Annotated in this window: 23 protein-coding genes, 1 other RNA gene and 2 pseudogenes; 14 read left to right on the top strand and 12 right to left on the bottom strand. The window is 63.6% G+C overall.

What is annotated here, in order from left to right; all coding sequences use genetic code 11:
• The first annotated feature begins 79 nt into the window (after positions 1-79).
• Positions 80-910, top strand: a complete 831-nt coding sequence (locus tag ACSSV4_RS03335; RefSeq protein WP_454273443.1) for a LuxR C-terminal-related transcriptional regulator — start codon at positions 80-82, stop codon at positions 908-910.
• Positions 911-955: 45 nt separating this feature from the next.
• Here the strand turns inward: ACSSV4_RS03335 and ACSSV4_RS03330 are convergent, their stop codons facing one another.
• Positions 956-1,714: an IclR family transcriptional regulator gene (locus ACSSV4_RS03330; protein WP_454273442.1), complete on the bottom strand. Its 759-nt coding sequence runs from the start codon at positions 1,712-1,714 to the stop codon at positions 956-958.
• Between the two features lie 80 nt (positions 1,715-1,794).
• On the opposite strand from ACSSV4_RS03330, the gene ACSSV4_RS03325 reads away from it, so the two are divergent.
• From ACSSV4_RS03325 to ACSSV4_RS03315, 3 genes are read left to right on the top strand one after another with little or no spacing between them, the layout of a single operon-like run.
• A complete protein-coding gene (locus ACSSV4_RS03325) occupies positions 1,795-3,144 on the top strand; it encodes a selenium-binding family protein (RefSeq protein ID WP_454273441.1) in 1,350 nt (449 codons plus the stop codon).
• Positions 3,141-3,506 (top strand): 2Fe-2S iron-sulfur cluster-binding protein, encoded by a 366-nt coding sequence (locus ACSSV4_RS03320; protein WP_454273439.1) that lies wholly within the window; start codon positions 3,141-3,143, stop codon positions 3,504-3,506. Before ACSSV4_RS03325 ends, ACSSV4_RS03320 begins: the two co-directional genes overlap by 4 nt.
• 1 nt (position 3,507) lies before the next feature.
• A complete protein-coding gene (locus ACSSV4_RS03315) occupies positions 3,508-3,957 on the top strand; it encodes a CoA-binding protein (protein ID WP_454273438.1) in 450 nt (149 codons plus the stop codon).
• A gap of 124 nt (positions 3,958-4,081) precedes the next feature.
• Here ACSSV4_RS03315 and ACSSV4_RS03310 read toward each other — a convergent pair whose 3' ends face one another.
• The 5 genes from ACSSV4_RS03310 to ACSSV4_RS03290 form a co-directional block, all read right to left on the bottom strand.
• Positions 4,082-5,728, bottom strand: coding sequence for an acyl-CoA synthetase (locus ACSSV4_RS03310; protein WP_454273870.1), 1,647 nt, complete (start codon positions 5,726-5,728; stop codon positions 4,082-4,084).
• Positions 5,729-5,733: 5 nt separating this feature from the next.
• Positions 5,734-6,546, bottom strand: coding sequence for an enoyl-CoA hydratase (locus ACSSV4_RS03305; RefSeq protein WP_454273436.1), 813 nt, complete (start codon positions 6,544-6,546; stop codon positions 5,734-5,736).
• Between the two features lie 107 nt (positions 6,547-6,653).
• The gene (locus ACSSV4_RS03300) at positions 6,654-7,796 is read right to left on the bottom strand and encodes a glycine cleavage T C-terminal barrel domain-containing protein (protein WP_454273434.1); all 1,143 of its coding nucleotides are present in this window, start codon (positions 7,794-7,796) and stop codon (positions 6,654-6,656) included.
• Positions 7,797-7,998: 202 nt separating this feature from the next.
• Positions 7,999-8,517, bottom strand: coding sequence for an Lrp/AsnC family transcriptional regulator (locus ACSSV4_RS03295; RefSeq protein WP_454273433.1), 519 nt, complete (start codon positions 8,515-8,517; stop codon positions 7,999-8,001).
• A 97-nt stretch (positions 8,518-8,614) separates the two neighbouring features.
• Positions 8,615-9,598: an MBL fold metallo-hydrolase gene (locus ACSSV4_RS03290; protein WP_454273431.1), complete on the bottom strand. Its 984-nt coding sequence runs from the start codon at positions 9,596-9,598 to the stop codon at positions 8,615-8,617.
• A gap of 39 nt (positions 9,599-9,637) precedes the next feature.
• On the opposite strand from ACSSV4_RS03290, the gene ACSSV4_RS03285 reads away from it, so the two are divergent.
• Complete coding sequence (locus ACSSV4_RS03285; RefSeq protein ID WP_454273429.1) at positions 9,638-10,933, top strand: ATP-binding protein; 1,296 nt, start codon at positions 9,638-9,640, stop codon at positions 10,931-10,933.
• A 20-nt stretch (positions 10,934-10,953) separates the two neighbouring features.
• On the opposite strand, the gene ACSSV4_RS03280 is transcribed toward ACSSV4_RS03285, so the two are convergent.
• Positions 10,954-12,438: a DEAD/DEAH box helicase gene (locus tag ACSSV4_RS03280; protein ID WP_454273428.1), complete on the bottom strand. Its 1,485-nt coding sequence runs from the start codon at positions 12,436-12,438 to the stop codon at positions 10,954-10,956.
• A 198-nt stretch (positions 12,439-12,636) separates the two neighbouring features.
• On the bottom strand, positions 12,637-13,605 hold the full coding sequence (locus ACSSV4_RS03275; protein ID WP_454273427.1) for a glycosyltransferase family 2 protein: 969 nt from the start codon (positions 13,603-13,605) through the stop codon (positions 12,637-12,639).
• 629 nt (positions 13,606-14,234) lie between these two features.
• Between ACSSV4_RS03275 and ACSSV4_RS03270 the strand changes: the two genes are divergently transcribed.
• Positions 14,235-16,916, top strand: coding sequence for a ribonuclease E/G (locus tag ACSSV4_RS03270; RefSeq protein ID WP_454273425.1), 2,682 nt, complete (start codon positions 14,235-14,237; stop codon positions 16,914-16,916).
• A gap of 66 nt (positions 16,917-16,982) precedes the next feature.
• Here the strand turns inward: ACSSV4_RS03270 and ACSSV4_RS03265 are convergent, their stop codons facing one another.
• Positions 16,983-17,213 carry a sulfurtransferase TusA family protein gene (locus ACSSV4_RS03265; RefSeq protein ID WP_454273423.1) on the bottom strand — a complete coding sequence of 77 codons (231 nt, stop codon included), beginning with the start codon at positions 17,211-17,213 and terminating at the stop codon, positions 16,983-16,985.
• Between the two features lie 94 nt (positions 17,214-17,307).
• Here ACSSV4_RS03265 and ACSSV4_RS03260 point away from each other — a divergent pair, with 94 nt between their 5' ends.
• The 4 genes from ACSSV4_RS03260 to ssrA all read left to right on the top strand — a co-directional run bounded on the left by ACSSV4_RS03260 (position 17,308) and on the right by ssrA (position 21,053).
• Entirely contained in the window at positions 17,308-18,060 is a 753-nt protein-coding gene (locus tag ACSSV4_RS03260; RefSeq protein WP_454273422.1) for a cytochrome c biogenesis CcdA family protein, read from the top strand.
• Between the two features lie 54 nt (positions 18,061-18,114).
• Positions 18,115-19,341 (top strand): hypothetical protein, encoded by a 1,227-nt coding sequence (locus tag ACSSV4_RS03255; protein WP_454273421.1) that lies wholly within the window; start codon positions 18,115-18,117, stop codon positions 19,339-19,341.
• The gene (locus ACSSV4_RS03250; protein WP_454273419.1) at positions 19,338-20,699 is read left to right on the top strand and encodes a cytochrome P450; all 1,362 of its coding nucleotides are present in this window, start codon (positions 19,338-19,340) and stop codon (positions 20,697-20,699) included. Before ACSSV4_RS03255 ends, ACSSV4_RS03250 begins: the two co-directional genes overlap by 4 nt.
• Positions 20,700-21,053: a transfer-messenger RNA gene (ssrA, locus tag ACSSV4_RS03245) on the top strand.
• A 45-nt stretch (positions 21,054-21,098) separates the two neighbouring features.
• Here the strand turns inward: ssrA and ACSSV4_RS03240 are convergent.
• Both ACSSV4_RS03240 and ACSSV4_RS03235 read right to left on the bottom strand, forming a co-directional pair.
• Positions 21,099-21,596 (bottom strand): tyrosine-type recombinase/integrase, encoded by a 498-nt coding sequence (locus tag ACSSV4_RS03240; protein WP_454273418.1) that lies wholly within the window; start codon positions 21,594-21,596, stop codon positions 21,099-21,101.
• A 90-nt stretch (positions 21,597-21,686) separates the two neighbouring features.
• Positions 21,687-22,154, bottom strand: a pseudogene (locus tag ACSSV4_RS03235) (transposase); the annotation flags it as partial.
• Positions 22,155-22,241: 87 nt separating this feature from the next.
• Between ACSSV4_RS03235 and ACSSV4_RS03230 the strand changes: the two are divergent.
• A pseudogene (locus ACSSV4_RS03230) lies at positions 22,242-23,270 on the top strand (IS110 family transposase).
• A gap of 236 nt (positions 23,271-23,506) precedes the next feature.
• Here the strand turns inward: ACSSV4_RS03230 and ACSSV4_RS03225 are convergent.
• Entirely contained in the window at positions 23,507-24,343 is an 837-nt protein-coding gene (locus ACSSV4_RS03225) for an IS256 family transposase (protein WP_454273417.1), read from the bottom strand.
• Positions 24,344-24,673: 330 nt separating this feature from the next.
• On the opposite strand from ACSSV4_RS03225, the gene ACSSV4_RS03220 reads away from it, so the two are divergent.
• The 3 genes from ACSSV4_RS03220 to ACSSV4_RS03210 are packed head-to-tail and all read left to right on the top strand — an operon-like array spanning position 24,674 to position 26,804.
• Positions 24,674-25,087, top strand: a complete 414-nt coding sequence (locus ACSSV4_RS03220) for an ester cyclase (protein WP_454273416.1) — start codon at positions 24,674-24,676, stop codon at positions 25,085-25,087.
• On the top strand, positions 25,087-26,262 hold the full coding sequence (locus tag ACSSV4_RS03215; protein WP_454273415.1) for an MFS transporter: 1,176 nt from the start codon (positions 25,087-25,089) through the stop codon (positions 26,260-26,262). Before ACSSV4_RS03220 ends, ACSSV4_RS03215 begins: the two co-directional genes overlap by 1 nt.
• The gene (locus tag ACSSV4_RS03210; protein ID WP_454273413.1) at positions 26,262-26,804 is read left to right on the top strand and encodes an amino acid synthesis family protein; all 543 of its coding nucleotides are present in this window, start codon (positions 26,262-26,264) and stop codon (positions 26,802-26,804) included. The genes ACSSV4_RS03215 and ACSSV4_RS03210 overlap by 1 nt, the downstream gene beginning before the upstream one ends.
• Positions 26,805-26,972 lie beyond the last annotated feature (168 nt).

Below are 26,972 nucleotides of genomic sequence, written 5' to 3'. Positions count from 1 at the left end.
ACAGCATATGCAGGATTGCCTGATCCCCGTCGATGCAACACAGTGATGCGGCAGTCATCAAAGGGACAGTCCGCGCGCCATGTTGCCCGACGAAATTCTCAGCCCCCGCGAAATCGAGATCGCCAGCGCCTATGCGCAGGGCGACACTTATCAGGCGATTGCAGCGCGGTTGCGGATCGCGCCGTCAACGGTGCGCACCCATCTCGCGACGATCTATCGCAAGCTTGAAGTCTCGTCCAAGCTGGACCTGCATGCCCGGTTGGGGGGTGCGCAGCCCGCGACCGACATGCAGACGGATCACGCGGCGATCATCTCGGAACTGGCGCTGAGCCTCGAGGAGTCGCTGCGCCGCGAACAGACCCTGGCCGAAGTGCTGCACATCATCAGCCGGTCGCGCGGCGATATCGACGCGGTGATGTCGTCGATCCTCGGCTTTGCCCTCGACCTCTGCGAGGCGGAGTTCGGCATCCTGTTCGAGCATCACGGGCAAGGGCGATTTTCCGCCAGTCATACACGAGGCATCCCCATCCCGTTCCGCGACTGGTTCGCCGCGCAGGGCCTATTCCTGGCGGGTCCGCGCACCGGTCTCGGCAGGCTCGCGCAGAGCCGAAGTGTCGTGAACATCTACGATGTCCGGGCCGAGGAAATCTTTCAGACCGACGACCCGCTGCGCCATGCCACCGCGATCCTCGGCGGAGCGCGATCCTTTGTCGCCATTCCGATGATGTCGGGCGAGACGCTGGTCGGTGCCTTCACGATCTACCGCCAAACCGTCCGTCCATTCAGCGCGCAGTCCACCACGCTGGCGCAAAGCTTCGCCGATCAGAGCGTCATCGCGCTCGACAACGCGCGGATGATTGCCGCGCTGCGTCAGGATGAGTGTCGCCCGTGCCCCTCTGGTTCCACATGAACGCCATATCGACAAGACCGATTGCCACATAGCGCGTGCCATCGGTCAACCCTGCGCGGCCTGCCCGTGCATTTGCAGGGCCAGTGAGACCTTGTCGGCGAAACCGATCAGGTCGCGGCCGATTTCGGCGCGGCGTTTTTCGGTGAAGCGGCGCAGCGGGCCGGTCGCGCCGATGCTGAAGGTGGCGCCGATATTGCCGATGCGGATGGGGGCCGCGACCGACGAGACGCCGACCTCGATTTCCTCGACGCATTCGGCATAGCCGGTCATGCGGATCGTCTCGAACTCGGCACGCAGCGCCTCGGGGTCGTGCTTGGTCCGGGGCGTATAGCGGCGCATCGGGCCATTGAGAATTTCCTCGCGGAAGGTCTCTTCGGCGAAGGCCGCGATCACCTTGGAGCACGAACAGGCATGCATGGGGCGGAACCCGAGGCCCGGGTGCACGAAGGAGCGCGTGGCGTCCTGCGGTGTCTCGACATGGATGATCTCCACACCCTTGTTGCGAAACCGCGACAGGAACACCGCCTCGCCGAACTGGTCCGCGGCCTCGCGCAGGGTGGGCGCGGCGGCGGCGCTCGCGTCCACATCCGTCTGCCCCAGAAGTGCCAGCCGCACCAGCCGCTCGCCGATCAGAAATCGCCCTGGTTCGGGCTCATCGAGCAGGCGATGCTCGGCCAGTGATTGCAGCAAGCGGTAGCAGGTCGGGCGCGGCAGGCCCGTCGCCTGCTGGATTTCGACGGTCGAGACCGCGCGGCCCGCGACGGCTACGGTTTCCAGAAGGCTGGTCAGTCTTTCGAGATGCATGTATGTCTCACAAAATGAACATTTGTCTCATGATTTGAAATTTGCTAGGCAAAGTCAAGGTTGAGGAGGAGGAGATTCTCATGGAATGTTGTGGACCGGGCTATGCCAGCCCCGCCGAGGCGATCAAGGCCCCGCGCGAAAAGCTGCTGTATACGATCGCGATCTATACTGGCACGGGGATTCAGAAACCGGATTACCTCGCCACCGTGGATGTCGATCCCGACAGCCCGACCTACAGTCAGGTGATCCACCGGCTGGAAATGCCCGGCATCGGGGATGAGCTGCACCACATGGGCTGGAACGCCTGCTCAAGCTGCCATGACGATGCCGGCATGTCTCGTAAATACCTCCTGCTTCCCGGCGTACGCTCCAACAACATCCATATCGTCGATACCGCCACCGACCCGCGCGCGCCGCGCCTGCACAAGGTGATCGACGGGGCCAAGATCAAGGCCAAGGCCGATCTGTCAGGGCCGCATACGGTGCATTGTCTGGGATCTGAAATCATCATCTCGTTTCTCGGGGATGCCAAGGGCGAAGCCCCCGGCGGCTATCTGCATCTCGACAAGGAGTTCGAGATCGTGGGCCGCTGGGAAAATTCCATGGGCGACATCAAGTTCGGCTATGATTTCTGGTACCAGCCGCGCCACAATATCATGGTGTCGTCGGAATGGGCGGCACCCAACACCTTCATGCCGGGCTTTGATCTCGAAGAGGTGGGGCACCTGAAATACGGGCGCGAACTGCATTTCTGGGATTTCGAGAAACGCGAACCGATCCAGACCATGTATCTCGGCGAGGATGGTCTGATCCCGCTGGAGGTCAAGTTTCACCACGATCCCGACAGCACGCATGGATTCTGCTGCGCCGCGCTCTCGACGAACGTCATCCATTGGTGGAAGGACGAGGTGGGCAAGTGGCAATGGGAAAAGATCATCGACGTGGCCAACGAGCCGCATCCCGAATGGCCCATTCCCGTGCCCGGCGTGATGTCGGCGCTGCTGGTGTCGATGGATGACCGCTTCGTCTATATCAACAACTGGTTGCACGGCGACATGCGTCAGTATGACATCAGCGACCCGCATAACCCCAAGTTGACCGGGCAGGTCTGGATGGGCGGGCTTCTGGGCCGCGCGCCGGTCGTGAACGGCGTCGAGATGGCGGGTGGGCCACAGATGTTCCAACTGAGCCTCGACGGGCGGCGGCTCTATGTCACCACGTCGCTGTTCTCGACATGGGACAACCAGTTCTATCCGGCGATCCGCGAGAAGGGCGGGGTGATGGTGATGATCGACTGCGATCCGGAAAACGGCGGCATGACGCTCAATCCCGATTTCATCGTCGATTTCGGGCAGGAGCCCAACGGGCCGAGCCGCTGCCACGAGGCGCGCTATCCGGGCGGCGACTGCACGAGCGATATCTGGCTATGAGCACGCGGACCGTCACCATCGCCAATCGCGGCGGGGCCACCTATGAGGTCGAGGCGCGCCGACCTCTGCTTGACGCGCTGCGCGAGCAGGGGGTCGATCTGCCCTATGGCTGCAAATACGGCGGCTGCATCACCTGCGCGGCCAAGCTGACCGTCGGCGAGGTCGATCAGCGGCGACAGGTCGCGCTCAACAACCGGCAGATTGCCAATGGCTATGTCATCCTCTGCGTTGCGCGCGCCCTTACCGACATCACGCTGGAAATCGGCGTCGAGAGCCACGGGCAGCTTTACCGCAACCCGTTCCTCGACCCGCTTCAATCGCATGAATTGAAGGCCGATATTGCCACCCCCAAGGAGCCCTGAGATGGATCACACCCAACCCTATTCCGACGCCTATCTGCAAGGCATCCTCAAATCGGTCAAGACCATCGCCATGGTGGGCGCGAGTCCCGACAAGACCAAGTTCAGTTATGGTGTGCTGCGCGTATTGCACGAGACCGGCTATGACATGATCCCGGTCAATCCACGCCCGGGGCTGCAAGAGATCCGGGGGATCAAGGTCTATCCGTCGCTGGCGAGCATTGATCGACCGGTTGATATGGTCGAAGTCTTTCGTCGGCCCGAGGATTTGATGGGCATCACCGAAGAGGCCATCGCCATCGGTGCGCGCGTGCTCTGGGGCCAGATAGGCGTGGTCGATCACGACGCCGCGCGCCATGCCGAGGCGGCAGGGATGCAGGTGGTGATGGACCGCTGCCCCAAGATCGAGCTTTTCCGGCCGTTCTGGAAGCCGAAACTGCATCTGGAGATATGACCGGGCAGGGATGCACGCCTGTTGCTGTTCAGGCGACCTCGCGCGCAACAGCGCGTTGCCCCGCCTGATCACTGCCTTTAAGTGTGGGGCGGCGGAGGTGCGGGTGGACGCTCCGCCGATCTGATCACGCGACGGGCAGGGCGGCCAGATCACGTGCCTGCTCGCGCAGCACGAATTTCTGGATCTTGCCGGTGGAGCTGCGGGGAATATCCGTGAACACGACCTTTCCGGGCACCTTGTAGGGGGCCAGGTGATCGCGGCACCAGGCGCGCAGCGCCTCGGGGTCTACCGTCGCTCCGCTGGTCACCTCGACAAAGGCACAGGGCGTCTCGCCCCATTTGTCGTGCGGCATGGCGACCACGGCGGCCACCGCCACGGCGGGATGACGATAGAGCGCCTCCTCCACCTCGATGGACGAGATGTTCTCGCCGCCCGAGATGATCACGTCCTTGGACCGGTCCTTGAGCTGGATATAGCCATCGGCATGCACCACGCCGAGATCGCCCGAGTGGAACCAACCCCCGGCAAAGGCGTCTCGCGTGGCCTGCGGATTGCGGAAATAGCCCTTCATCACCACGTTGCCGCGAAACATCACCTCGCCCATGGTCTCGCCGTCGCGCGGCACCGGGGCCATGGTCTCGGAGTCCATCACCTGCAACCCCTCCAGCGGCAGATAGCGCACCCCCTGCCGGGATTTCAGCCGTGCCTGCTCGGGTGACGGCAGATCGGACCACGCGCCGTGCCATTCGTTGACCACCGCCGGGCCATAGGTCTCGGTCAGCCCGTAGAGATGCGTCACGTCAAAGCCCGCCGCCTGCATGTCCGCCAGCAGCTTTTCAGGCGGCGGCGCGGCGGCGGTAAAGAACTGCACCTCTCGCGTCAGCGCCCGCTTTTCGCCCTCCGGGGCCGAGATCAGCAGCGACATCACGATGGGCGCGCCGCATAGATGCGTCACCCCCTCCTCGGCGAGCGCAGACCAGATCGGTTCTGCCCGGACCTGCCGCAGGCAGACATGCGTGCCGATGATCGCCGACAACGTCCACGGGAAACACCAACCGTTGCAATGAAACATCGGCAGGGTCCACAGGTAGACGCTGTGTTTCGCCATCGAGGTGGTCAGCGCATTGCCCTGCGCCAGTAGATACGCACCGCGATGATGCGACACCACGCCCTTGGGATCACCCGTCGTGCCCGAGGTGTAGTTGATCGAAATCGCGTCCCATTCGTCCTCGGGCATCAACCGAGCATAGCCCGGATCGCCCGTCGCCACAAACTCCTCATAGTCATGCGCATCGTCGGTGCCGCCCACCCCGGTGAACTCGGGATCGTCATACTGAATGACCAGCGGCTCCACCTGCGCCAGTTCCAGCGCCTCCTGCATCAGCCCCATGAATTCGCGGTCCACGATCACCACCCGCGCCATCGCGTGATCCAGCTGAAAGGCGATGATCGCAGCATCAAGACGGGTGTTGATCGAATGCAGCACAGCGCCACACATCGGCACCCCGTAATGGCATTCCAGCATCGCGGGCGTATTGGCCAGCAGCGCCGAGACGGTATCGCCCCGCCCGATGCCGGTGCGCGCCAAGGCCGAGGCCAGTTGCCGCGACCGCGCGTAGAACTCCGCATAGCTGCGCCGCAGGCCGCCGTGCACGATAGCCGTATGATCCGGATACACGCTCGCCGCCCGCTCCAGAAAGCTCAGCGGGGTGAGCGGCTGATAATTCGCCGGGTTGCGGTCGAGGCCGGTGTTATAGGGGTTTTCCACCATGATGCTCACTTGTCCTGCCACGCGGGCGCGCGTTTCTCGATAAAGGCGCCGATGCCCTCTTCGGCATCATGCGCCAGCATGTTCTCGACCATCACCGTCGAGGCATAATCATAGGCTGCGGCTAGCGGCATCTCACGCTGCGCGTAATATGCGCGCTTGCCGGTGGCCAGCGTCATGCTCGATTTCGACGCGACCTTGCGCGCCATTTCCATCGTGACCTCGGTCAGCGCCTCGTCCGCCACCGCCCGGTTGACCAGCCCGATCTCTGCGGCGCGCGCCGCCGGGGTCATGTCGCCGGTCAGCAGCATTTCCATCGCATGCTTGTCGGCCACGTTGCGCGACAGCGCCACCATCGGGGTCGAACAAAAGAGGCCGATATGCACCCCCGGCGTGCTGAACCGCGCGCTCTGCGCCGCTACGGCCAGATCACAGCTTGCCACCAGCTGACACCCCGCCGCCGTGGCCACGCCCGCGACCTCGGCGATCACCGGCTTGGGGCAATTCACGATCGCCTGCATCACGCCCGAACACTGCGCCATGACCCGCGCGAAATAGGCGCGGCCGCGATCCGGCGCGTCGCGCCCGGCGGTCATCTCTTTGAGGTCATGGCCCGCGCAAAAGGCCGGGCCGTTGGCGGCCAGCACGATCACCCGCACCGCCGCGTCATTGCCCGCATCGGCAAAGGCGCGCGCCAGTTCGTCCAGCATCGCCTCGGAGAGCGCATTGCGGCGGGGGACGTCGTTGAGGGTCAGGCGCAGGATGCCGTCTGCGCCGAGGTCGTGGTCGAGTATCGCGTGGATCTGTTGCGTGTCGTTCATCTGTCTTTTCCTGATCGAGTCTGTGTGAAACCCTCCAAAGCCAAGGCCCCGCGCAGCCGGGGCCGCGCGATGGCAGGGTTCAGACGGACGGTCTTCGCGAGGTGACCTCAGGCCACGGCCAGCTTCTTGCGGGGATCGAAGAAGGGCTTTTCGACCACCGTCGCCTGCGCCGGGCCAGATTTCGTGTAGACCACGAATTCGGTGCCAAGCTCGGCATAGTCGACCGAGACCATGGCCAGCGCGATGTTCTGCTCCAGCCGGGGCGAGTAGACCGCCGAGGTCACCTTGCCCACGGTCTCGCCGTCATGATTGATCGGCCAGAAGCGTGTATTGGGCCCCGTGAGCGACGCGCCCCCCAGACGCAGCCCGACCTGCTTGCGCGCGACCCCGTTGTCGCGGATGCGGCGCAGGGCGAACTTGCCGATGAAATCGGCCTCCATGTCGACGTTGACCAGCCGGTCGAGGCCCAGCTCGTAAGGGTTGGTGTGGATATCGGCATCGGCGTGATAGCTGAGCATGCCCGCCTCGATCCGGCGAATGGTCGAGGTGTGGCCGGGCTTGAGGCCGAAGGGCAGGCCGGCGGTCATGATCCGCTCCCACAGCGCATCGCCCCAGTCGCCGTCGCGCAGGTAGATCTCGTAGCCCAGCTCGCTCGACCAGCCGGTGCGAGACACGATCAGGGGTATGCCATCGAGCTCGACCTCGCGCAGCCAGTAGTAACGCAGGTCCATGATCTCGTCGCCGAAGAGCGCGCGCATGATCTCGCCCGATTGCGGCCCCTGCAATTGCAGCGGTGACACGTCCGGCTCGGTGATCTGCACATCGAGGCCGGAATGCACCGCCACGCCTTGCGCCCAGAGCAGGATGTCGCTATCGGCGAGCGACAGCCAGAAATGGTTTTCCCCTAACCGCAGGCAGATCGGATCGTTGAGGATGCCGCCTTCGGCATTGGTGATCAGCACGTATTTGCACTGCCCGACCGCCATGGTCGACAGATCGCGCGGCGTCAGCATCTGGGTGAATTTCGCCGCATCCGGCCCGGTGATCTCGACCTGCCGCTCGACGCCCACATCGCACAGGATCGCGTCATTCACCAGGTTCCAGAAATTCTGTTCCGGATCGCCAAAGTCGCGCGGAATGTACATGTGGTTGTAGACCGAGAAGCCTTGCGCGCCCCAACGCACGGTCGCGTCAAAGTAAGGTGACTTGCGTATTTGCGTGCCGAACCCGAAATCAGTTGATTGCGTCATGTCATTCGCCTCCCTTGTCGATCAGCGGCCCATCCGTCCGCCGAATACGTTGAACTCGGGCCCCGTATAACGCCGCTATGGGATGCGGTGCGGTCTGAAAAATGGCAGTCCGAAGATTGAGTGGACTAATTTTTCAGCACACGCAGACCGAACGGTCGTGTGCGCCCGTTGCGCGCCAATTGGGCGCCGAGGGGCGGGCGACTCAGGCCTTGTCGGTCGAGGAGAAGGTGGAGGAGGACGGGACCACGCATAGCTTGGGAAGGTTCGGGGGTGTGGCCTTGACCGTGCGGGTGGTGAAATAGGTCATGTACCGGTCGATCCCCAGATCGGAATCGAGCAGCCCGGCCATCAGCGTCTCGAAGGCGGCGACGTTGCGCACATAGACGGTCATGATGTAATCCATGCCGCCGCCGGTGGCGACGCAATCTGCGATCTCGTCGACCTTGGCGATATGGCTCTCGAATCGGTCGAAATCCGCGCGACGGTGATGCGTGAGCGAAACGGTCACAATCACGCGGGTGAAATCGACGACGCGCTCCAACGCGATCTCGGCGCGGAATGCGCGGATATAGCCCGCTGCCTTGAGCCGGTCGAGCCGTGCCCAACAGGGCGTGGGCGAGAGGTTGACGATCTCGGCAAGCCGCGTCTTGCTCAGCTGTCCATGGGTTTGGACCGCGCTGAGAATGCGAATATCAATGGCATCGAGACCGGTTTTCTTCATGCGTGTGCCCATGTGGCAGGGATTTGTGGTGGCAATCGCGCCTGTGCGCGAGTGCCCTGCAGCTGTATAGCAGCGCAGCGGGAGGAAAAGCGGGTAACTACGACCGGTTTTTGTTCACAGGCGGCGGGGTTGGCGATTCTGGCACCGGTTTTGTCGCGCCGGGGCTGTCGGTCAGCCGAAATCGGGTGGCGGGATGGAGCGGACACTCCGGCACGACCGCCGCCGCGCGGCCATGCAGGTCGATCAAATGGGCCAGGACATTGCGCCCGGCGGCAGGCAGGAGCGCGGGCGGCGTATCGGTATAGAGCCGCGTGGCCAGTGCGTGGGCGGTCTGCGGCCCGTCACTCAGCGCATTCAGGATGGCGGCCTCGCGGGACTTTCGATGCGCGATCAGCCAGTCGAGCCGGGCCACGGGATCGGTGACCGGCGCGCCATGGCCGGGCAGCAGGCGCGCGGGGGCGCGGGCGCGCAGCCGGGCGCAGGAGGCCATGAACTGCGTGAGGTCGCCATCGGGCGGCGAGACCAGCGAACTCGCCCAGCCCATCACCAGATCTCCGCTGAAAAGATCGCGCCCCGTGTCGAAGCACAGGTGATTGCCGAAATGCCCAGGCGTCCAGAGCGCGGTGAGCGACCAGCCGTCGCCCGTCACCCGCTCGCCATCGCAGAGCTCCAGATCGGGGGTAAAATCCGTATCCACGCCCTCTCCGCCGCCGACATCGCCGCGCGCGGCAAGCTCCTGCATGATCGCGCTGCGCCCGGCCCGCGCGTCGCCATAGGCCAGCACCGGCGCGCCGGTGTCCTGCGACAGCCGCGCGGCAAGCGGGGAATGATCGAGATGGGCATGGGTGACGAGGATATGGCTGACGCTCTGCCCCGGCTCTAATGCGTCCAGAATGGCCGCGAGATGAGCCTCTTCATCGGGTCCGGGGTCAATCACCGCAAGCCGTCGATGACCCAGCAGATAGGTATTGGTGCCCCAGAAGGTCATTGGCGACGGGTTGGGCGCGAGAATGCACCGCAGGTCGGCGCCGATCCGCTGCGGTTCACCAACACTCGGTTTCTCTTGCTGATCTGCTCGCATCGCTCTTTCTTCCGCTGCCGCCCGGGGATAGGTTTAGCCATGTCCTTACGCTGGCTCAAACCCTATATGCCGCGCGGCCTGTTCGGCCGGGCAACGCTGATCCTGCTGCTGCCGGTGATCACGCTGCTTCTGGTGGTCTCGATCGTCTTCATCCAGCGTCATTTCGAAGGCGTGACCCAACAGATGACCGAGACCGTGGCGCGCGAGATCCGCGCGGTGCTGGAAGAGCAGGATCGGGATGGGGACGGATCAGTGGCGCGCGCCCTCGGGATCAGCCTGCAGCCGATCGAGCGCGCCGAGATTCCCGACCAGCATTTCCGGCGCTGGTACGATTTTTCCGGCATTGTCGTGATCCGCGAGTTCAGCGCCTATTTCCCGGATCTGCGCCGCGTCGCGCTGCGCGACAACAATATCGTGGAGCTATATTTCGACCGATCCGATGGCGCGCTCAAGCTGATGTTCGAGCGGCGGCGCGTCTCGGCGCGGCAACCGCATCAGTTGCTGGTCAACATGGCGGTGTTCGGCGCGCTGATGACGGTGGTGTCGTTTCTCTACCTCCGCAAGCAGGTGCAGCCGATCCGGCGGCTGGCCGAGGCGGCCGAGGCGTTCGGGCGCGGGCGGCACGTACCCTACAAGCCCAAGGGGGCCACCGAGGTGCGCGCGGCGGGCAGCGCCTTTGTCGACATGCGCGCCCGGATCGAGCGGCAGATCGAGCAGCGCACGCTGATGCTCTCGGGTGTCAGCCACGATCTGCGCACGCCGCTGACCCGGCTGCGGCTGAGCCTTGCCATGCTCGACGAGGAGGAGGCCGCACCGATGCTGCGCGACGTGGCCGACATGGAGCGGTTGCTCGACGGCTTTCTCGATTTCGCGCGCGGCGCGCAGGAGGGCGAGGCGGAGCCGGTCGATCCCGTGGCGCTGGTGCGGCAGGTGGTCGATGACATGCGGCGCGCGCGGGTCGATGTGACGCTGGTCAAAGCCGACGGGACAGGCGAGGTGGCGCTGCGCGCGGGCGCCGTCCGCCGGGCGCTGGAGAACCTGATCAACAATGCGGTGCGCTACGGCACGCGCGCCGAGGTCTCGGTGACGCTGACCGAGCGGTCGCTGCGCATCCGGGTGGAGGATGACGGCCCCGGCATCCCGCCCGAAAGCCGCGGCGAGGCGATCAAGCCCTTCACTCGGCTGGAGCCCGCACGCAACCAGAATCGTGGCACCGGCGTGGGGCTGGGGCTGTCGATCGTGATCGACGTGGCTCGCGCGCATGGCGGCACACTGCGACTGGCCGAAAGCGAGAGCCTGGGCGGGCTCTGCGCCGATATCGTGATCGCGCGCTGACGTGAGGGGCAGGCGGGGCCTCAGCCCGCGCGCCGCTCCTCAAAGCTGAGAGCGATGAAGCTGGGCATGTGATCACCCATGCCGACCACCTTGTTGCCCTGATCGCCACCACGACCCCCACCACTGCGGCCTCGGCTCTGGTTGCGCTCGGAACCACGGTCCTGGGGCTTGTCTTGCGGCTTGTCCTGGGATTTGTCCTGAGGCTTGGGCTCCGCTTTCGGTGTCTCGGCTTGTGCTTCGACGGGGGCCTCCTGCGTTGCGTCGGCCTTCTTGCGACTGACGCTGCGGCTGCGGCGCGGTTTGGACGCGGGTTTTTCGTCGATTGCTGTCTCTGCCGCAGGGGCGACATCACCGCCCGGAACCGGATGGTCGAGTCGCGGGATCTCTTTCTGCAGAAGCGCCTCGATTGCCGCGAAGTTCTTTTCGTCGCGCGGCGAGCAAATCATCATCGCCTTGCCCGAGCGCCCGGCACGGCCGGTACGGCCGATGCGATGGACGTAATCCTCGGCATGGCTGGGCACGTCGTAGTTGAACACATGGCTGACGGCCGGCACATCGAGGCCGCGTGCGGCGACGTCCGAGGCGACGAGAATTTTCAGATCGCCTGCGCGAAACTGATCGAGTGTGCGGGTGCGCTGGCTCTGATCGAGATCGCCGTGGATTGGCGCGGCATCGTAGCCGTGCTTGGTGAGCGATTTCGAAACGACATCCACGTCGATCTTTCGGTTGCAAAACACGATCGCGTTGGTGCAGGCCTCGCCCTCGCCGTCGATCAGCGCGCGCAGCACGTTGCGCTTTTCGCTGTCGGCGCGGTCCCGGCGCGAGGGTTTGATCATCACCACGCCCTGTTCAATGGTCTCGCTTGCCGTGGCCTGACGGGCCACCTCGACCCGGGCGGGGGCGGACAGGAACGTGTTGGTGATGCGCTCGATCTCGGGGGCCATGGTGGCCGAGAAGAACAGCGTCTGCCGGGTGAAGGGCGTGAGACTGAAGATTCGTTCGATATCGGGGATGAAGCCCATGTCGAGCATCCGGTCGGCCTCGTCCACCACCATGATCTGCACGCCGGTGAGCAAGAGCTTACCGCGCTCGAAATGGTCGAGCAACCGGCCCGGGGTGGCGATCAGCACGTCGACGCCCTTGTCGATCAACTTGTCCTGCTCCTTGAAGCTGACCCCGCCGATCAACAGGGCCTTGGTCAGCTTGAGATGCTTGGAATAGGTGTCGAAATTCTCGGCCACCTGCGCCGCGAGTTCGCGCGTGGGGCACAGCACCAGACTACGCGGCATCCGCGCCCGGGCCCGGCCCCGCGACAGCAGCGACAGCATCGGCAGGGTAAAGCCTGCGGTCTTGCCGGTGCCGGTCTGGGCGATGCCCAGAACGTCGCGCCCTTCGAGGGCCGGGGGGATGGCGCCCGCCTGAATGGGGGTGGGGGTTTCGTATCCCGCTTCCTCGATCGCCTTGAGGACTTTGGGGTTGAGATTCAGATCTGAAAATTTGGTCATGCGTATCCGTGGTTTACGGACACAATCTTGGCCCGTACGTCTGTCGCCGGGTCAGGCCCCTCCTGGGCCTGTGGTTCTCCACATGGATGACCCGCTGCGCGCCCCTTACCTCAAGCGCCGGGTGCGGTCAATGCAATGCGCTCGAGCACGCCCGGCGCTTGAGGTAAGGGGCGCGGATTGTCACGCATAGGGAAACAATCAATCGAAATCGGGGAAATGTTTCCGCCTCTTGCCCTCAAGCCCAAGCGTGACACAGTGCAGCGCGTCGCGTGCCGCAAGACGCGCGCGCAGGCCGGGGGAGGCGACGCAAACCTCGTCGTAGAAACCGCGCAGCGCGTCTTCTCCGCCGTCGTCCTCCAGCATCCGGAACAGCGCGTGCATGTTGAGACCACCGCCATCCGACTGTGGCGCTGGCTTCAACTCCTCGCGATAAGAGCCCTGCGCCAGACGGAAGCGATAGGCGGCTTGCCAGTCGTCCCAGCTGGGCGCGTGCAGATGACAGAGCAGCGTGTCGGGCAAGTCCTCGGGCGCATCATCCATCACGTTGTCACGAAAGGCATTGTGGATGCGCAGGCTGGTTCCGGGGCGGTCGGTGCGGACAAAGACCTTGCCCGCCACGTGGCTGAGAAAGCCACCGTTGAGATGTGGGCCGTAGATGGGATAGATGGCGTTGGTCTCCGCACGCCGCTGGTCTTGCAACCGGGCGCATGACTTGAACCATTGCGCGCCATCGAGTGGCGGGTCGGCAGGGTCGGGGGCGAGCGCCTCGATGGGGCGGATGCGGGCGCTGAGCGTGTCCTCGGGCAGGGCGGCCAGCTGCGCGGGCAGGGGGCTGGCAGACCAGAGGAATTCATCCACGTCGATATGCGCTAGCCAATCGACCCGCGGGCGCTTGTTAAGACAATGGGTGGCGTTCAGGCTCTGGCGCTGCTGATGCTTGTCCGGTCGCCCGTTGCGTCGGCGACGGTGCCAGTACGCGTCGTCGCACAGGATCACCCGGCACTTGGGATGCGCGCGCAGCGCGGCCTCGGCCTGCGGATTGGCGGCGTCGAGAAAGACATGCACACGCTGTGCGCCCAGATCGAGGTGATGGGCGGCAAAATTCAGGATGTCTCGGGCGGGGGCCTTGATCGTGGCGACAAGGCCCCATTTGGGCGAAGGGCTCATGCGACGACCATGCGGCGCGGCCTTGTCCTGCGCAAGGGGCAGTTCTGGTTCCTGCCCGACGCAGGCGCACAGACGCGTGTCTCGATCCCTGCTTGATCTGTCGACGGGTCGCACCGTGTGAGGTGAATTGGCCAGTTGCCGCCGTTCTGACAAGCTGCGCATGGCTATAATGATCAACGGCGGAAACCCGTCGGGACGACCTGCACATCTCATGCCGTGCCGGGTCCGACCCCGGGCATTGCATTTTCTCCATTGTAATCCCCGCCACCTACGCTTTAGTGTGACAGTGCGGTGAAGGGCGCTGATTTTCGCGCCCGGCCACAAGAGATTCGCTGTTTCAGCCCCCTGTCGGACCGACAAATCCGTGAGGGCGAAACAGACCGATTGGGTCCCCGTCCGGGGCCACATGCACGCCTGATACCCCGACAAGGTGCCTCAGGCCTTGAATTGGCCCGCAAGGGCCGGAGAAGAAGAACCGCGATGAAGCGCGCGAGACTTGAAAGCGTCATACAGGCAGGGACCACATGTGTCCCGCCCATGCGCACGCCCGCGATCGCCCCTATCAGACATCAGCCGCAACGCGCCGCTCCTCCGGGGGCGTGCGCCGCGCCGCGATGCAAACGGAAAACATGGCCAAGAAAATGCTCATTGATGCCACCCACGCGGAGGAAACCCGCGTCGTGGTGGTCGACGGAAACAAGGTCGAGGAATTCGATTTCGAATCCGAGAACAAACGCCAGCTTGCTGGCAACATCTATCTCGCCAAGGTAACACGGGTCGAGCCATCGCTGCAGGCGGCCTTCGTCGATTACGGCGGCAACCGTCACGGTTTCCTCGCCTTCTCGGAGATCCATCCCGATTACTATCAGATCCCCGTGGCTGACCGCGAGGCTCTGATGGCCGAGGAAGAGGCGCTCGCCCAGGCCCAGCAGGAGGAAGAGGAAAAGCCAAAACGCACTTCACGCTCCCGCTCGCGCTCGAAAGCCAAACCGGAACAGACCACATCGGAAGATGCGGTGACCACCGGCGACATTTCCGGCATGGAAACCATCGACCTCGGCGGAGACGACGACGAGGAAGGCACCTCGCCGATGGAGCGCGTCTCCGAAACCCCGGTCGAGGAACCCGCCGACAGCCAGACCAGGTCTTCGGACGAAGCATCGGACGACACCGACACCGAGAGCGACACCCGCGATCACTCCAGCCATGACGACAGTATCGAATCCGTCGCCGACGAGGATGACAGCGAGGATCTGCGCCCGGTGCGCAAGCCGCGCGCGCGCCGTTACAAGATCCAGGAGGTGATCAAGGTCCGCCAGATCATGCTGGTGCAGGTCGTCAAGGAAGAGCGCGGAAACAAGGGCGCGGCGCTGACCACCTATCTCAGCCTCGCCGGTCGGTACTGTGTGCTGATGCCCAACACCGCGCGCGGCGGCGGCATCTCCCGCAAGATCACGCTCGCTGCCGACCGTAAGAAGCTCAAGGAAATCGCCACCGAGATCGACGTGCCCAAGGGCGCGGGCCTGATCATCCGCACCGCGGGGGCCAAGCGCACAAAGGCCGAGATTAAACGCGATTACGAATATCTCCAGCGCCTGTGGGAACAGATCCGCGAACTCACGCTGAAATCCATCGCGCCCGCAAAGATCTACGAGGAAGGCAACCTGATCAAACGCTCGATCCGCGATCTCTATAATCGCGAGATCGACGAGGTTCTGGTAGAGGGTGAAATGGGCTATCGGATCGCCAAGGACTTCATGAAGATGATCATGCCGTCCCACGCGAAGAACGTGAAACACTATGTCGATCAGCAGCCGCTCTTTGCGCGCCATCAGGTCGAAAGCTACCTCAGCGGTATGTTCAACCCCACGGTGCAGCTCAAATCCGGTGGCTATATCGTGATCGGCGTGACCGAGGCGCTTGTCGCCATCGACGTAAACTCCGGCCGTGCCACCAAGGAAGGCTCGATCGAGGAGACCGCGCTCAAAACCAATCTCGAGGCCGCCGACGAGGTCGCCCGGCAGTTGCGATTGCGCGACCTTGCCGGGCTGATCGTGATCGACTTCATCGACATGGACGAGCGGCGCAACAACGCCTCTGTTGAAAAGCGGATGAAGGATCGGCTCAAGACCGATCGCGCCCGCATCCAGGTGGGGCGTATCTCGGGCTTTGGCCTGATGGAAATGTCGCGCCAGCGTCTGCGCCCCGGCATGATAGAGGCCACCACACAGCCGTGCCCGACTTGCCACGGCACCGGCCTCATTCGCTCGGATGACAACCTTGCGCTGTCGATCCTGCGTCAGGTCGAGGAAGAGGGCGTGCGCCGCCGCTCGCGCGAGGTCCTGCTGAAATGCCCGGTGGGCATCGCCAACTACCTGATGAACCAGAAGCGCGACCACGTCGCACAGATCGAGGCGCGCTATGGTCTCTCGGTCCGGATCGAGGGCGACCCCAGGTTGGTCAGCCCCGATTTCACAATGGAGAAGTTCAAGACCGCGACGCGCACCGTGCCCGAGCCGGACGCCGCGCAATTCGTCTCCGCCGGTGCAGCGCTCATGGTCGAGATCGACGAGATTGACGAGATCGAAGATGAGATCGACGCAGACGAGGTTGAGTCATCGCGCGACGCCGCGGGCGACGAGGGTGAGAAGCCCAAAAAGAAGCGCCGTCGTTCGCGCAGCCGCAGCCGTCGCAAGCCCAAGAACGCGAGCAACGGCCAGTCCGAGAACGATCAATCCGAGAACGGTCAGTCGGACAACGCCGACAACGTCGAGACACAGCCGCAGGAGGAGGCGCGTGGTGATCAAGGCGAAGCCGCGCAGTCGGCCATCGCCGAGGCCGTGAGCGCGCCCTCGCAAGCCGAACAGGCTGAGCCCGCCGCCGAGACCGATGCGTCCAAGCCCAAGCCGAAAAGCTCCAGCCGTTCGCGCAAGAAGACCCCGGTCAAGACCGAAGGCGAGGCAGAGGCAGGGGCCCCGGCAGAGGCCCGGACCGAGGAGACTGAGGCCGACAAACCCAAGCCAAAGCCGCGTTCGCGCTCCGTTTCGCGCAAGAAGAAAGAGCCCGAGACCGCCGCCGTTGCGAAAGAGGGCGACGTACCGGCAGAGCCTGCACCAGCAGATCCCGAGCCGATTCCCGACCCTGTGGCCGAAGCCGCTCCTGCGCCGAAGCCTGAGCCCGAGCCCGAAGCAGAGAGTGTCGCGGAACCGGCCAATACCCCCGAGCCCGAACCGGCGGCCGAGCCCGAAACAGTGACGGACGACTCCACACCGGCCAAGCCCAAGCGGCGCGGCTGGTGGTCGCTGGGCTAAACAGCGGGACATTTCCGAGACTAGCCGCGCCCTGTTTCACGGGCGCGGCTATTGCATGTCGCGACCTTAGCTCGCTTTGCGGATGAGATAGGTCTGCACCCCGGCCAGGTCGCTGGACGAGATCAGTTCATGGCCGGATTCGGCACAGAAATGCGGCACGTCAATCACCGCCGCCGGATCATCGGCGCGTAAGGCGATCACATCGCCAACGGCTAATGACTTCAAGCGCTTGCGCAGCTTGAGAACGGGCAGGGGGCACAAGAGGCCACAGGCGTCGAGCGTGTCATTCGGGGTCATGCCCGATCAGATAGCGGCCTTGTTACAGCCTGTCCACAAGGATGTGACCCTTTGCTGCGTGACGCGGCGGGGTGGACGGGTTATGTGTGATCCCATGTTCGGAATCGAAATCATAGACGCCGCTTTGCTGCCGGCCATGCTCGTGGCCTTAGTTGCTGGAACCCTATCATTTTTAAGCCCATGCGTGCTGCCGATCGTGCCGCCTTACCTCGCCTATATCAGCGGTGTCAGCCTCAATGACCTGACGGAGAGTGGCAGCCAACGCGCCCGTGCCGTTGTGCCTGCGCTGTTCTTCGTGCTGGGGCTGTCGACGGTGTTCCTGTTTCTGGGCTTCACCGCGTCGGCCATCGGCACGGTATTCCTGCAATATCAAGGCTATTTCAACACAATAGCGGGCATACTTGTCATGGCCTTCGGGGCGCATTTCGTGGGCGTCTACCGCTTTGGGTTCCTCGACCGCGAGGCGCGTCTCGATGCGGGCGACCGGGGTGGATCTTCCTTTGGTGCCTATATTCTGGGCCTTGCCTTCGCCTTTGGTTGGACGCCTTGCATCGGCCCGCAACTGGGCGCGATCCTGTCGCTTGCCGCCTCCGAGGCGAATGTGGCGCGTGGAACATCGCTATTGGCGGTTTATGCCATCGGACTGGGGGTGCCGTTCATTTTGGTGGCGGCATTCCTGCCGCGTCTTCAAGGGCTTATGGGCTGGATGAAGCGGCACATGGAACAGATCGAGCGGGTCATGGGCCTGCTTCTCTGGACCATCGGCCTGCTGATGCTGACCGGCGGTTTCTCGGCGTTTTCGTTCTGGCTTCTGGAGACGTTCCCGGCCCTTGCGGTGCTTGGATAGCGCCTTACGCTTGCCTGATTTTCGCGCTAGGCTCTGGCCGACAAGAGGTTGGTCATGAGCAGCAACGCCCCCGTTAACGCCCCGGTTAATGCGCCTGTGCGCCGCAGGCGCGTGTTTTACATTCCGGGCTATGATCCAATCCCGCCACGGCGCTACCGCGAGCTTTACCGCAAGGAAAGCGCCGCGCAGGCGGGTATTTCCGGATATGAAATCAGTATCTTGCCGAGCGAAGCTAAGGTGAGATTCGGCTGGGGTGTGCAGGCCCGCATGGACGGGGCCGAGGTGGATGCCCAAATCGAGGTGCTGGTCTGGTCCGACATCGTCAAGGGCAGCATGGATCAGGGCATTCTTGCGACCTATGCGCAGCTGATCCGCACCGCCGCCACCTATATCGGCACCGGTGCGCTGTTTCGGCTGATGCGTCTGCGCAAAGGTCCGGTGATTGCGGCGCTTTACCCGGTGGGTTTTTTGCTGACGCAACTCGGTCTGGCGCTGCTGGCTGCGTGGGGTCTGGGGCAGTTCCTCGCTCTGCTGCACCCGCTGGCGGCTTGGGGAGGGCTGGTCGTGGTGCCACTCATCCTCGAATGGTTCCGCCGCATGGATGGCCGGTTTTTCGCCTATTACCTGATGCATGACTATGCCTATTCGGCGCGGCATCTGGGGGCCAACCCGCCGGAGTTGGAGGCGCGCATGGCCGAGTTCACCGCCGAGATTGCGCAGACGTTACAAGGAGAGTGCGACGAGGTGCTGGTTGTCGGGCATTCTTCGGGCGCGCATCTGGGTGTGTCGATCCTCGCCGATCTGATCCGCGCCGGGCATGTGCCTGCGACCGGCCCCGCGCTGTCGTTTCTCAGTCTCGGGCAGGTGGTGCCGATGGTGTCTTTCCTGCCGCGTGCGCACCGCTTGCGCGCCGATCTGGCCTATCTCAGCACGCGCGAGGAGCTTTTCTGGCTCGACGTGACCGCGCCTGGCGATGGTTGCGCCTTTGCGCTGTGTGATCCGGTGAGCGTGAGCGGGGTGGCCCCTGAGAACAAACGCTGGCCGCTGGTGATCTCGGCGGCATTCACGCAGACGCTGAGTGCCGAGCGCTGGAAATCATTGCGCTGGCGGTTTTTCCGACTGCATTTTCAATATCTTTGCGCCTTTGATCGGCCCAAGGATTACGACTATTTCCGCGTCACTGCCGGGCCGCAGACCCTTGCGCACCGCTTTACCGGGCGTCCCCCGTCCAAAAGCCGGATCGAGCGGGCGACCTCGGGCTACACGAGCCTTGCGCCATGAGGCCGCCCAAGCCCCCCGCGCGACCTGACCGCGTGTCGTTGTGGCGCTACATGCGGCTGTTTCGGGCAGATATTCTCTCGGCGCAGCCCGCGCGGCTCTATGGTGCGTGGATGGCCGAATTCCGCACGCCGTTCTTTCGCTCCTATCTTTGCAATGAGCCCGAACTGGTCGATCTGGTGTTGCGTGAGCGGCCCGATGACTTCCCCAAATCCGCGCGCGTGTCCGAGGGGTTGCGGCCGCTGCTGGGGCAATCGGTGTTCGTCACCAATGGCGAGATGTGGAGGCGGCAGCGGCGGATCATCGACCCCGCCTTCGAGGGCGGGCGGCTGCGCGATACCTTTGCGGCGATGGTCGCGTCTGGGCAGGGCGCAGTGGCGCGGCTTGCGCCCTTGGCCAATGGCGCGCCGCGCGATATCGAGCCGCACACGAGCCATGCCGCCGCCGATGTGATCTTTCGCACGCTGTTCTCGATTCCCATCGAGAACTCGACCGCGAGCGCGGTGTTCGAGCAGTTCAAGGCGCATCAGCGAACCCAGCCGGTGCTGAACCTCGCGGCCTTTGTGCCGGTGCCGCGCTGGTTTCCGCGCTTTCACCGCCGGAAAACGCGCGAGACCGCCCGCAGCATCCGCGCGCTGATCACGCAGTTGACGGCGCAGCGCATGGGCGAGATCGAAGCCGGGACCGCGCCCGACGATCTGGCCACCAAGATCATGACCACCGCCGACCCGCAGACCGGCGCGCGGTTCGAGACAACGGAAATGGTCGATCAGGTGGCGATCTTTTTCCTAGCAGGGCACGAAACGAGCGCCTCGGCGCTGGCCTGGGCGCTGTATCTGCTGGCGCTTTCCCCCGAGTGGCAGGACCGGCTTGCCGAGGAGGCCGAGGCGGTGTTGGGCAGCCGTGCGCCCGAGTTCTCCGACATGTCGCGGCTGCGCGTGGCGCGGGATGTGTTTCGCGAGACGCTGCGCCTTTATCCGCCCGTTCCGATGATGGTGCGCGAGAGCACATGCCCCGAACGCTTTCGCAATCGCGATGTCAAACCCGGTGCGCAGGTGGTGATCAGCCCGTGGCACCTGCACCGGCATGAACGGCTGTGGGACGATCCCGACGGCTTTGATCCCGCGCGCTATGGCACCGAGAACGGCAAGACCTGCCTGCGTACCGCTTATATCCCGTTCTCCGCCGGGCAGCGGGTTTGCTCCGGGGCAGGGTTCGCGATGATCGAGGGGCCGCTCTTGCTCGCGATGCTGATAAGGGCCTATCGCTTTGATGAGGTGCCGGACCGCCCGGCGATGCCGGTGGCGCATCTGACTGTGCGCGGGCGTGACGGCATCTGGCTGTCGATTTCCCCACGCTGACCCCTTTGCAAGCCCGGCCAAAGCCCCTATGTATGGGGCGTTCCCGGCAACGGGGACTATGGACATAAACGCGCTCGTAATAAGCGGATCGGACCCGGGGGCGGTACCCGGCGGCTCCACCAATCATCCTTCATTTGGGGATCATGGGGCCGAAACAGGATCGACGAACGTCTAAAGGGGTTTGCTTTGTCCCGGTGAGGTACCACCGTTATCGGTCCGAAACGTACAGTTGCAAATGACAACCGTGCTCCGGTCGCCGTTGCTGCGTAAGCAGTAACAAGACCGAAACTTAAGCCCTTGCCTCTAGCCAGGTAAGGCGGGGTCCGCAGGCACCTGGCAACAGAAGCCTGCACTTCGTTTTATTAGGAATAAGCATCTGATTTTCCACTTTACAGTTTTTCAGTGTTTTACAATTTTGTCCTGCTTGCGTTCTTTTAGGTCTCGCAGTACCGCCTGACCGCCCGCTTTCCGATCCGCATACCGGCAATAGCGTTCTATCATCTCTACCGACATTCCAACCATGTCTGATATTTGTTGACACGTGTGTCCATCCTGCCGGAGATGAATCACGGCATTCGCCCGCAAGCCATGCCAGACCGCACCCTCAAGCTCGGGTTGCTTCCTTCGAGCTTCGTCGAAAATCTTCCATGACTGATTTGTGGTCACCGGCTTCCCCACGTTCTTGCCGCTCTCCTGCAGAAGGAACGGTCCAGGCCGCTTTTCCCAAGTCCGCATCTCGGCTTCAAGCTCGGGGAATATCGGGCGCCAGGGCTGCCCCCCGGTTTTCATCTGCGGCAGGTTGAAGCCGCCCTCGTCAACATCGGTCCAGCCCAGCCGAACAACGTCGCTTGTCCGCTGCCCGGTCCACCGCCCCAGTAGGTAAGCGCGGCGCAGCATGCCTGTGAAATTGTCATCTGCGATTTTGAGCTGTTCGGGCGTCCAGGGCTTATGGCCGAGCTATGCGCGATTTTGGGTGACGCGGCCTGATCAAGCGGCGCGGTTTGCAGTGTCGTTTGCGGCGACACCGTCGGTGACTGTGACGCCTTCGATGACCAAAGGCAACTGGTTCGCGCCCTTCAGGCGCCGCCATGTCTTTGCGGCGGCCTGAACAAGCTTGAAGACCATCAGCTTCGCCGTCTTCTGCGACAGCGCGCCCTTGGTTCGCACGGTCCGGTGCCGAACGGTGGCGAAGACGCTTTCGATGGGGTTGCCCGTGCGCAGGTGGTCCCAATGATCCCCCGGAAAGTCGTAGAAGGTGAGCAACGCTTCCTTGTCCTTCGTCAGACCGGTGACCGCCTTCTCGTATTTGGCCCCGTATTTCTCGGAGAAGGTGTCCATGGCGGTCTGCGCCGCGGCGCGGGTGTCGGCCTGCCAGATCTCGCGCAGATCGGCCTTTACTGTCGGCTGCATGGACTTCGGGAACTTGTTCAGGGCATTGGCGATCTTGTGGACCCAGATGGAGTGGTTGCCGCCCTCCCCAGACGGCATCGCAATGTGCCAAGGTCGTGGTGTCAACAGCCACAAAACGAGGAAGACGGCGAGATGAAGAATATGATGATAGGAGTCGATCTGGCAAAGAATGTTTTCCAGGTCCATGGTGCCCTGCGAACCGGGGAGGTCCAGTTTCGAAAAAAGCTGACGCGTAAGAAGTTCCCTGTGTTCATGGCCCAGCAGGATCCCTGCCTGGTTATTTTTGAGGCTTGCGGTAGCGCGCACTACTGGGCACGCGAAATGGAGGGGCTCGGCCACAACGCTCAGCTGATCGCGCCACAGTACGTTCGCCCGTTCGTGAAGCGCCAGAAAAACGACGCTGCCGATGCCGAGGCGATCGTCACTGCGGCTCGGCAACCCGAAATGCGTTTCGTGGCGCCCAAGACGGTCGAGCAGCAGTCCCGCGCGGCGGTGTTTCGCGGTCGGGAGCGACTAGTCCATCAGCGCACCGCAGATGTGAACGCCTTGCGGGCGCTTCTGCATGAACATGGCCACGTGTTTCCCATCGGAACACGCCACCTCAATCGCATGAGGGCGCTTGTAGAGGATGAAGCTTCAGACTTGCCAGTGCTGATCCGTGAGGAGTGCCAGGACATGCTGGCGCAGATCACCGAGAATACGGCGCGTATCACCGCGCGCACCGCAAAACTCAAGGTGCTGGCCGCCCGGTCGGACAGGGCGCGTCGGCTCCAGACCATGCCGGGAGTTGGACCGCTGACGGCTGTGGCGCTCGAGGCATTCGGACCGGACATGGCGCAGTTCAAGACCGGGCGCGACTTCGCGGCTTGGCTGGGCCTGGTGCCCAAGTAGCATTCCTCTGGAGGTAAGGAGCGCTTGGGGCGCATGACCAAGGCAGGTCGGGCCGATATCCGACGTCTCCTGATTTTTGGCGCGATGTCGCGACTGAACTGGCTTGGGCAGCGCACAATTGCGGAGGGCAGCTGGCTGTCGCGTATGTTGGCGCGCAAGCCCAGAATGCTGGTCGCGATCGCTATGGCCAACAAGATGGCCCGGCAAATCTGGGCGATGTTGACAAAGAACGAAGATTACAAGGATCCGGCGCTGGCAGGCGCGGCATGATGCTCATGTCGAACCGCTAGCTACGGTGCCAGGGGGGTGTGAGAAGACGACGACCTGAATGGGCAAAACGATCGAACAGATCCGAAATGGGAAAACCAGAAGCGGTGTTTGGGCCATTGAAGCCCGAAACCCAGATTTGGACCCGGTTCGCTGATCACCATCCCGGCCCGCGGCTTCTGGACATGTCGCACACTGAGGCCTGACAGAAGTGCGCACTCGATCACACGCCAATACGGTCAGAAACTTCTTGCATCACGGGCGGCAACCACAGAACACCGCTGATGACGCGTGCCTGGGAAGAGCTCGTCGAGGGCCTTCCAAAACCCCATCGCGCCGTCACCGACGGCGATCTCGGGCGGCACCTTGAGGCCGCGAGCCTTGATGTCGACCAACAGTTCGCGCCAGCTCTGCGCGCTCTCGCGAACGCCCACCTGGAAGCCGACGAGCTTCTTCTTGCCCTCGGGCGTGGCCCCGAGAATGACCAGCATGCAGTCAGCCTGCGGCTCCATGCGGGCCTGGAGGTAAACGCCGTCGGCCCACATGTAGACGTAGCGCCGCGCCGAGAGATCGCGGCGCTGCCAGTGGTCATACTCCTGCTGCCACTCCCCGGTCAGCCGCGAAATCACACCGGGCGACAGGTTCGGGGCGTCCACACCCAGAAGCGCAGAAAGCGCCTCCTGAAAATCGCCCATCGATAGGCCGCGCAGGTAGAGCGCCGGCAGCAGGGCATCGAGGCTCTTCGAGCGCCGTGCCCATTTCGGCAGGATTGCCGAGGTGAACCGGATCTTTTTCTCATCCGCCACGTCAGCGGCGCGATCACGCACCTTCGGGCGACGCACGTCGAGTGCGCCGATCCCGGTCTGGATGGACCGTTCTGGCCCGTGCCCATGCCGCACAACCCGCTGCCGGCCATCCGGCAGGACGCTTTCGGCATGTTGCGCGACGAAGGTGTCGGCTTCGGCGCGGAGCGCGGCGGCCAGCATCCGGCGCGCCCCGTCACGGGCGATCTCGGTCAGCGGATCGTCAACAGATTCCGGCTGACGCAGGGCGATGATGTCTGTATCGTTCTTCATGGCGTATCGTTCCTTATGGAAGTTCTGGCAGGCTTCGACACCCGCCACGATACGCCGCCCTCTCAAACCCCGTCACCCATTTTCCAGCATAGCTCAGGCGCTGGCGATCTCGATTTCACGCGGGCTGAGGATTTCGTCGGGCGACACGGGGCTGGCACATTTTTCGGCAGGGTTTCTCCCCGATCCTCTGGCACCGGGGCCAATCAGGCAAGCCTGCAAATGCTGTAGCAGAATACTGCACCCTCGGGGTGCAGAATACAGCAACTGGCCGATACAAAAGGCCCGGCCACAGGCGCATCCCGATCCCATGATCAACAGGGAGACGGACCAATGACACTTGAACGGACAGCACGGAATTTCTTCGAGGCCTGCGAAACCGGCGGCGGCTGGGCCGCCTGCAAGGCCTATTGCCATGATGGCGCGAGCTTTTCCTGTCAGGCCGACGCACTGGCGGACACGACCACGCTGGAAGATTACGCGGAATGGATGAAGGGCCTCCTGGGTCCGATCCCGGACGGGCGCTATGACCTGACCGCCTTTGCCGTCGATGCGGATCGAAGCACGGTGGTCGCCTCGGCGGTGTTCCACGGCACCCAGACCGGCCCAGGGGGCCCGGGCGCGCCGACAGGAAAGGCCGTCGCATCCGACTATGCCTATGTCATGCGCTTCGACGGGGATCGCATCGCGCATATGACCAAGATCTGGAACGACACGCAGGCGCTGCGTCAACTCGGCTGGGCGTGATGCGCTGGCGCATCCTGGCGCTGCTCTTTCTCGCCCGTGTCGGGGCCGGTTTCCAGTTTCAGACCATGGGGTCGGTCGGCACTGAGCTTTCGGGCGCCTTCGGCCTCGACAATGCCGAGATCGGGCTCATGATCGGTCTGTTCATGGCGCCGGGCCTCTTGCTCGCCTTTCCGGCCGGGTTTTCCGGGCGCTTCGTATCGGATCGGATGTTGGTCGGACTGGGGCTTGCGGCGCTGGCACTGGGCGGCGCGCTTTCTGCTCTGGCGACAGCCCCTGTCGGTATCGGAGCCGGTCGGGTGCTCTCCGGTGCCGGGTTCGTGATTGCAGGGCTCTATTTCACCAAGATGGTGGCGGACTGGTTCGAGGGCCGCGAGATCGCCACGGCGATGAGTGTCCTGGTGATGAGCTGGCCCTTCGGCATCGCCATGGGGCAGGTCGGGCACACCTGGCTGACAGAGGTCCATGGCTGGCGCGCGCCCTTTGCTGTTGCCTCTGTGTGGTGCGCCCTTGCGGCCGTTGCGGTCTTCACGCTCTATCGTGCGCCGAGCGGCCTACCCTCCGTCGCAGGCCCCCGGATAAAGGGGCTCCTGCCGTATGAGTGGGGTCTGGTTGTCTGTGCAGGCACCGCCTGGGGCGTCTTCAACGCGGGATATGTCGTCTACCTGAGCTTCGGCCCGAGCATGCTCGAGGCGCAGGGGATGGGCACCTTGGCCGCGGCTTCGGTGATCAGCGTCGGCAGCTGGGTGATGATCCTGTCGGGGGCTGTCTGTGGTCAGATCGCAGACCGCTTCGGGCGACGCGAGACAATTCTGGCTATCTGCACCGCCGCTGCGGTTCTTTCCCTGCTGTTGCTCAAGATGCCCGGCACTGGGCTGGCGGCAAGCCTGCTCTTTGGCCTCGTGGGAATGGCACCGGCCGGCGTCATCATGGCGCTGGCGGGTCAGGCGGTGGCACCCGAACGACGCGCGTTCGGCATGGGGGTATTTTTCACCACCTATTATGCCATCATGACCGCAAGCCCACCGATTGCCGGCTGGCTCTTCGACCAAACCGGGGTGCCAGACAGCGCCATCCTCTTCGGTGCCGCGCTTTTTGCTCTCGTCTTACCCGTCGCCATTATATTCCGGATGCTCAAGACCGGAGCCGCCGCAGAACCACTGAAGGAAACGGCCTGATGCTGATCCGAAAGACAATGCTGATCCGGGACCGGACCGAGACCGACGAGATGGGCACCCCCTGCGCCCCTCTCACCCGCGTAGCGGCGTTGGCCGTGCTGCGCAATCCCTTTGCCGGGATCGGTCAGGACGACCTCACAGAACTATTCGAATTCGGCGCAACGCTTGGCGCGCAACTGGCCGCAGAGGCCGTTGCCGCCCTCGATATGCCGCCCGTCAGCTACGGCAAGGCCGCCACCGTCGGCGCTCATGGCGCGGCAGAGCACGGCGCGGCACTCCTGCATCCGCGACTGGGAAAACCCTTGCGCGCGGCGATCGGCGGCGGTCAAGCACTCATGCCCTCGATTGTGAAACTGGGTGGTCTTGGCGGTTTCATCGATCTGCCGCTCGGGCACAAGGACGAGGCCTGGTCCTTCGATCACATCGACACCCTGAGCATTGCAGTGCCGGATGCACCGCTCCCAAACGAGATCGTCGTTTGTGTCGGCATGTCAGATGGCGCGCGCCCTCGGGCACGTGTAGGAAAAGGTCCAAGCCTATAAAGTTGCGGTCCATATCTGCCGGACAGACGAACTCTTGATCGAAGCAGACATTCACTGTGACCCAAGCCGATGTCCGCTAATGGGATGTGTTGGCTGCTTCCCCGCCGTTGGGTTATCCTGAACCGGGATCAACCGCGCAACAAGGAGAAGTAGCCATGTGTGCAAAGA

The sequence above is a fragment of the Roseovarius sp. MBR-154 genome, from assembly GCF_053628595.1.
This window is presented reverse-complemented; position numbering and strand designations above follow the sequence as displayed.